This is a genomic window from Vibrio sp. Vb1574, assembly GCF_033338675.1.
Genome location: NZ_JAWOTC010000055.1, coordinates 24,022 through 30,744 on the forward strand (window position 1 = coordinate 24,022; position 6,723 = coordinate 30,744).

Here is a 6,723-nt window from a genome sequence, read left to right on the forward strand (position 1 = left end):
TGCATCACTTAACTTAAGTTTGCATTTTTGGCGACTTGCTTTTCTAGGTACACGCTGCTTTCCCACCTATAATCTTGCCTTTAGTTACTTGTAGGAATCAACCATTGTCTGATTCCTACCGTAACGCTGTCTGTAGATACGAGAGTTTTCATACATGGTTGGAGTCTATTTTCAAATCAATGACTGGGTTTTGAGCGTTGATGAAAATAAGCTGTATCGACAAGATAGGGAAGTTACTGTTGAGCCACGCTTAATTAATCTTTTGCACTTCTTAGCGGAGCATGCGAATGAGGTGTTCAACCGCGAGGAATTGATTCAGTACGTTTGGGCTGGAGCGATTGTGACCGATCAAGTGGTGACTCAATCCATCTTTGAGTTGCGTAAGCTACTACGTGACGGTCGAGAGGAAAATACCAACTACGTTATCACGGTGCCCAAGCGTGGCTATAAGCTGGTAGCGAACGTGGTTACTATGACGCATGAAGAGTTTGTCACAAGTCGGCAAAATGAAGAGATCCCACCTTCGGTTGAAGAATCGGAAGAGGATTGTCTACCTGTAGCACCAGCCGTTACCTTTCCAGCAGGTCCTCTAACTCGCGCGGTCTGCGAGATGTCAAAAGAGAAAAAAGCCCCTCAGAGCAAAAACAAAATCAGTCCTTGGCGATTGGGAATTATGAACTTCATCTGGATCAGTATGTTGGTCGTAGTGATGGGCGTGTTTACCTACAAGCAATCGGAAGTGCGTATTACCCAAGCCATCGATACCCATCTGATTGAGTTCAAGTTTCAAGATAATTTTACGAATGAAGGATTAAGCTACGATTTGGCAGACGGATTCGCCCAAAAGTTGATGTCCGACATTGCTCAAGTCAGTGATTACCGAGTCATGCTAAAGAAGGCGTCGTTTACTTCTGGCATTGTGCCTGGTAAATCGGTTGTGGTGAGAGTTCGTGAGAATGACGGTGGCAGCTTTTTAGAGGTGGAATATCGCAATAACTCATCTGAGAAAGTGTTGTTTAGTCGTCAATACGCGTTAACCAGTAGTCATTTAAAGACAGTGCTTCAACAAGCGTCGTTGGATTTGATGCAAGTGCTGAAAGTGTCGGATGCCAAATTGAAATCTACGATGCTGGTGGCGGGAATGCCAATGAATCCCGACGCGTTGGAGTTGTTTGTTCAGGCTAACCATTACCTTAATGTCTCTGATACTAAACAATTCCGCCAAGGTATCGACTTGATGGAAAACATTTTAGAAATCGAGCCGGATAATGCTTACGTTCAAGCTGAGTTGTTGATTGCTTACCATGTACAAAAGGCACTTGATTTCTCACAGGAGTTGAAGAAAGGGCGAATGCAGCAGCTCAGTGAAGCACTAGAGACTAATGTGAAAATGATGGTGGGGCCAATTCAACCGCGAATTTATGAAGCTTTAGCACTGCACGAAACCATCATTGGTGACATGGCGTTAGCCAAGCGGCATCTCGGACAGGCATTGAGGTTACGTGATTCAGTGCTTTCCTATGTGATTCGCGGTAAGCACGCCGAATTGGATGGTGATCTGGATTTAGCCAGTGAGTCTTACAGTGAAGCTTTCTATATTGATACGTCGGTTGAGACGTACCTGCTGTGCGAAAACTTGGTCTTCCCAAGTAACATGAAGGCGATTGATTACGCCATGTATCGCGCCGTTCACCCTTCTGTCGTTCGAATGCTTTAATTCTCTCGGACTCAACGTCAGCCTAATGCTAGCCCCTCATTTCGATGAGGGGCTTTTTTGTCGCTGTCGAAAAGTGAAAAGGGTGGGGCGGTGGGGCAATGACTTACGAAGGAGCTAACAACGCAAGCTTGCAACGGGAATACATACCCGCTTTGCTTTTCTATTTCTATTTCTATTTCTATTTCTATTTCTAGCTCTATCTCTATCTCTATCTCTATCTCTATTGATTGTATGAAGTGTCTGGATGAGTTATGTGGCGAGAATGATTTTGGTGCCTTCTTGCATGCGAGATGAATATTGACTTGGGTCAAGAAGCGCGATCAGGGAGAGATTTATGGAATCAACACTTCAGGGAATTAACCCTTCGGGATGGGGAAGTTGATAGAGGTTGATAACTTTTATCGCGATGACCAACGAGTTGATGAGAGTTTATCTATCGGTAGAAGGTTTGATGTTTTTCTTATAACCGTATGAATAATATAGTTTTATATTTTTGTGTTTATCATGTTTATCTCAACTTGATGTTGATGAACTAATCATTTTATTGATAACACCAAGTTTATTTTTTTCCCGATTTTTGGGCGTAGTCTTCACTTCGAAATTTAGCGAGGTCGAGAAGGTTCCTCCTCATAGCATCTCGCTAATAACCATTCAGTTTGAGTCATGTTGACTCGAGTAGAATAGATTTGGAGATGTTATGTCATCGAATGCGAAAAAAATCGGCCTTATTGCCTGTACGGGTGTCGTAGCCGGTAACATGATGGGTAGTGGTATTGCACTATTACCTTCTAGTCTTGCCTCTGTAGGCTCTGTTTCCATCTTCAGTTGGCTGATCTGTTTGGTCGGTGCACTGAGTCTGGCGTTCGTTTACGCTCGTCTGGCAACCAAAAACCCACAAGAAGGTGGTCCTATCGCTTATGCTGGCGAAGTGTCTCCGGTATTTGGTTTCCAAACGGGCGTTCTTTATTACCACGCGAACTGGATTGGTAACCTGGCTATTGCCATTACAGGTGTTTCTTACCTTTCAGTATTCTTCCCTGTGCTTAATAACCCAATTCCAGCAGGTATTGCGACGATTGCATCGGTATGGATCTTCACTTTCGTCAACCTACTTGGTGGTAGCTGGGTAAGCCGTCTATGTACGCTTGGTTTAGTTCTTATCCTTATCCCAGTTGTTGGTACAGCTGCATTTGGTTGGACGCACTTCGATACTGCGCTTTACAGCCAAAACTGGAACGTATCAGCAGGCACTGACAGCCACGCGGTAGTAACAGCGGTTCTTATCTGTCTATGGTCATTCGTAGGTGTGGAATCAGCAGCGGTATCGACGGGTATGGTAGAAAACCCTAAACGTACTGTACCACTAGCAACTATGTTAGGTACTGGTATCGCAGGTGTGATTTACATCCTATCAACTCAAATGATCAGCGGCATGTTCCCAGCGTCAGAAGTTGCGGCATCAGGTGCGCCATTTGCATTGGCAACCACTGAGCTATTCGGTAGCTGGACTGCACCATTCGTATCAGCATTCACAGCACTAGCATGTTTCACTTCGCTAGGTTCTTGGATGATGCTGGTGGGCGAGGCTGGTAAACGTGCAGCAAGCGATGGCAACTTCCCTAAAATCTACGGCGAAACTGACAAAAACGGTGTGCCTAAGAAAGGTCTAATCCTTGCGTCAATCAAGATGACTGCACTGATGGTTGTACTGATGTTCTTCAGCTCTAAAACAGCACACGCATCAGACCTGTTCAACCAGCTAACGACTGACGCAGTTCTACTAACAATGCTGCCTTACTTCTACTCAAGCATTAACTTGATTCGCTTCGAAGGTATGACAACACGCAACGGCTTCGTAATGCTGTTCTCTGGTGTGGCTTGTCTGTTCTGCTTCATTGCACTAGCTGGTGCAGAGGGCGGTACGCTAACAGCAACCTTCATCGTGTCTCTAGTTATCTTGATGTTCTACAGCAAAAAAGCAGGTCTTGCTCAGTACGTGAAAATGCACGCTGAAGACATGCCTGCCCAAGCAAGCAACTAATCCCCAAAACGCTGGCACTACGGTGCCAGCCCATAAAACCCAAATTCACGCGGCGCTCACCTTACTCATTGCCTGTAAATGGCAAAGAGCGCCCTCATTCGCCTTGGAGATGTCCAAATGAATATATTCGCTATCTTGAACCACATGGGTGTGTTCTTTAAAGAAGAGCCAGTTCGTCAACTTCACGCTGCTCTTGAGAAAGCGGGCTACGAAGTGGTTTACCCAGTAGATGATAAAGACTTGATCAAAATGATTGAGATGAACCCACGCATTTGCGGTGTGTTGTTCGACTGGGATAAATACTCACTTGAGCTATGTGAACGTATCAGCCAAATCAACGAAAAACTGCCTGTTCACGCATTTGCTAACGAACAGTCTACTCTAGACATTTCACTAACAGACCTACGTCTAAACGTGAGCTTCTTCGAGTACGCTTTAGGTATGGCTGACGACATCGCTATCAAAATCAACCAAGCGACTGAGGCATACAAAGATGCCATCATGCCTCCATTCACTAAAGCGCTATTCAAATACGTAGAAGAAGGTAAATACACCTTCTGTACTCCAGGTCACATGGGCGGTACTGCATTCCAGAAAAGCCCTGCTGGTAGCATCTTCTACGATTTTTACGGTCCAAACACATTCAAAGCGGACGTATCAATCTCAATGCCTGAGCTAGGTTCTCTACTAGACCACTCAGGTCCACATAAAGATGCAGAAGAATACATCGCACGCACATTCAATGCAGACAGCTCGTACATCGTAACTAACGGTACGTCTACATCGAACAAAATCGTTGGTATGTACTCAGCACCTGCTGGCAGCACAGTACTGATTGACCGTAACTGTCACAAATCTCTGACTCACCTAATGATGATGAGCGACGTGACACCAATCTACTTCCGCCCAACTCGTAACGCATACGGCATCCTTGGTGGTATTCCACAAAGCGAATTCAGCCGCGATGTCATTGCAGAGAAAGTGGCGAAAACACCAGGTGCAACAGCACCAACTTACGCAGTAGTGACTAACTCAACTTACGATGGTCTGCTGTACAACACGCAATTCATCAAAGAGTCGCTAGATTGTAAACACATCCACTTCGACAGTGCTTGGGTGCCTTACACTAACTTCAACCCAATTTACGAAGGTAAATGTGGTATGAGTGGTGAAGCGATGCCAGGCAAAGTGTTCTACGAAACACAATCAACACACAAACTGTTGGCAGCGTTCTCACAAGCTTCAATGATTCACGTGAAAGGCGACTTTGATAAAGAATCTTTCAACGAAGCCTTCATGATGCACACTTCAACTTCACCTCAGTACGGCATTGTTGCTTCTACTGAAACTGCAGCGGCAATGATGCGTGGCAACACTGGTAAGAAGTTGATGCAAGACTCTATCGATCGCGCAATCCGCTTCCGTAAAGAGATCAAACGTCTAGAAGCAGAAAGCGACAGCTGGTTCTTCGATGTATGGCAACCAGAAAACATCGATACCACAGAATGTTGGAAACTAGACCCTAGCGACACATGGCACGGCTTCAAGAACATGGATGATAACCACATGTATCTTGACCCAATCAAAGTAACGCTACTGACTCCAGGGATGAATAAAGAAGGCGAACTAGAAGAATCAGGTATTCCTGCTTCGCTGGTGGCTAAATTCCTAGACGAGCGCGGCATCGTGGTAGAGAAAACAGGTCCATACAACTTGTTGTTCCTATTCTCAATCGGTATCGACAAATCAAAAGCAATGCAATTGCTACGCGGTCTAACTGAATTTAAACGTGGCTACGACTTGAACCTAACCATCAAGAGCTTCCTACCTTCGCTATACAACGAAGATCCAAGCTTTTATGAAGGCATGCGCGTTCAAGAACTAGCACAAGCAATTCATGACCTAACTAAGAAATACAACCTACCAGAGCTAATGTACAAAGCGTTCGATGTTCTTCCAGAAATGAAAGTAACACCACACGCAGCATGGCAAGAAGAGCTTCGCGGTAACGTAGAAGAAATCAAACTGGAAGAAATGGTTGGTCGCGTAAGTGCGAACATGATCCTTCCTTACCCTCCAGGTGTGCCACTAGTACTTCCTGGTGAAATGGTGACTCAAGAGTCTCGCCCTGTGCTGGACTTCCTAGAGATGCTTTGTGAGATCGGTGCGCATTACCCAGGTTTCGAAACCGACATCCACGGTCTATACCAACAAAAAGATGGTAGCTACACCGTAAAAGTATTGAAGAACTAAGTTCCTCTCGAAGATGACGCTATTGGGAATGCAAGCATGCTCCACTCTTACGAGCTCAATGCGTCATCGAACAATAACGGCATTTAGATATACCCCTAACTATTCTGTCGTAAAGAGAAGGGCAAGGATGCTCTGATCTTTTCTTCTATATATAGAAGAAACACTTTTCCAAGACTTCACCTGAAGTACCCCAAATAAAAAGCAAAGACCAAAAGAGCAGTTCGTCATCGTTCTGCTCTTTTTTTCGTCTTTATATAGATAGAAAGAGAAAAAAGAACCAAGAGAGATAAGATCAGCAATCAAAATCACAAAGAAATCGGCGATCTTTTAATGCAGAAGTCAGGTGTTTCATCATGAAAAGATCCTCTGCAACCCGAAATATTAGACAAGATCGTTGAGTATCTATGCAGAATGCTCGTTATTTGTGCGGTTGGAAGTTTTTTTGCAAAAAACGCTTGTGCTAATTTCTCAACCCCCTATACTGCGCATCCACCGACACGGAGTGAGACGAAAGTCACACAGCGAGTCGGGAAGAGAGAAAAAAGAATTTGAAAAAATGCTTGACTCTCTCACGGTGTGAAGTAAGATACGCACCCCTAACGACGAGCAACTAAGTTGCTGAAAATGTTAGAAAAGCTCTTTAACAATATAGACCTATCAATCTGTGTGGGCACTCGTTGATGATAATCCAATTCGATACTTCGGTATCAAA

The 6,723-nt window shown here is 44.5% G+C and carries 3 protein-coding genes; all 3 read left to right on the forward strand.

The features are described from left to right. Positions 1–154 precede the first annotated feature (154 nt). The 3 genes from cadC (at position 155) to R7O12_RS21985 (ending at position 6,011) form a co-directional block, all read left to right on the forward strand. The gene (gene cadC, locus R7O12_RS21975; protein ID WP_318126376.1) at positions 155–1,717 is read left to right on the forward strand and encodes a lysine decarboxylation/transport transcriptional activator CadC; all 1,563 of its coding nucleotides are present in this window, start codon (positions 155–157) and stop codon (positions 1,715–1,717) included. Between the two features lie 697 nt (positions 1,718–2,414). Next, positions 2,415–3,758, forward strand: a complete 1,344-nt coding sequence (cadB, locus tag R7O12_RS21980) for a cadaverine/lysine antiporter (RefSeq protein ID WP_017635552.1) — start codon at positions 2,415–2,417, stop codon at positions 3,756–3,758. A gap of 117 nt (positions 3,759–3,875) precedes the next feature. Then, positions 3,876–6,011 (forward strand): lysine decarboxylase CadA, encoded by a 2,136-nt coding sequence (locus R7O12_RS21985; RefSeq protein ID WP_005451159.1) that lies wholly within the window; start codon positions 3,876–3,878, stop codon positions 6,009–6,011. Positions 6,012–6,723 lie beyond the last annotated feature (712 nt).